The sequence below is a fragment of the Xenorhabdus miraniensis genome (assembly GCF_002632615.1).
This window is the reverse complement of the sequence record NZ_NITZ01000113.1, coordinates 1-599: the sequence shown is the minus strand read 5'-3', so window position 1 is coordinate 599 and position 599 is coordinate 1. Positions and strand designations below refer to the sequence as shown.

Here is a 599-nt window from a genome sequence, read left to right as displayed (position 1 = left end):
CTTGACAGTGCCGTGCCCATGCAGGACGTGGCTGGCATCGTTGCGGTTGAGCGTCAGACGATTGCGCCAGCCGTTGAACCCGAACCGCCTGTGACCTTAGTCGCTGAATCCACCGCCAACACCACACCGGGGGTGGTCTGTGAGTCCGGAGACAATGGCGAGCTGCTGATCTCGGTCGGCACACTGCAATGGTGTCTGCGGGGAATGGGGGCAGTCAAAGCCGGTGCCGCCGCCCTGAAACTCAATGCGCAGGTGCTGGACAGGCAAAGCGGGGTGGTGTTCGCCGACGGGGTTGATCTGATGAGTGCCCGCAGCCGGAACAGTTATGCCAGACTGGCCGCTACCGAACTGGGACTGGCAGACGGGGCACTGCGGCGCTCGCTGGGGCAGGTGTTGCGGGCTGCCGAACAGTGGCGACAACAGGCGAAAAACCCGGCCGCAGCAGCGCCTGAGCTGAACGAAGCTGAGCGGGAGGCGGCACGGGCTTTGTTGCAAGATCCGGCGCTGGTCGGGCGTATCCCCGCCGATTTAGCCGCCTGTGGCGTCGTCGGTGAATCCACTAACTTACTGGCGGGGTATCTGGCCGCCGTGAGCCGCAA

1 pseudogene is annotated in these 599 nt (G+C 64.4%); it reads left to right on the top strand.

The window, feature by feature from the left end:
• Positions 1–599 (top strand): annotated as a pseudogene (locus Xmir_RS22320) (DNA primase); the annotation flags it as partial.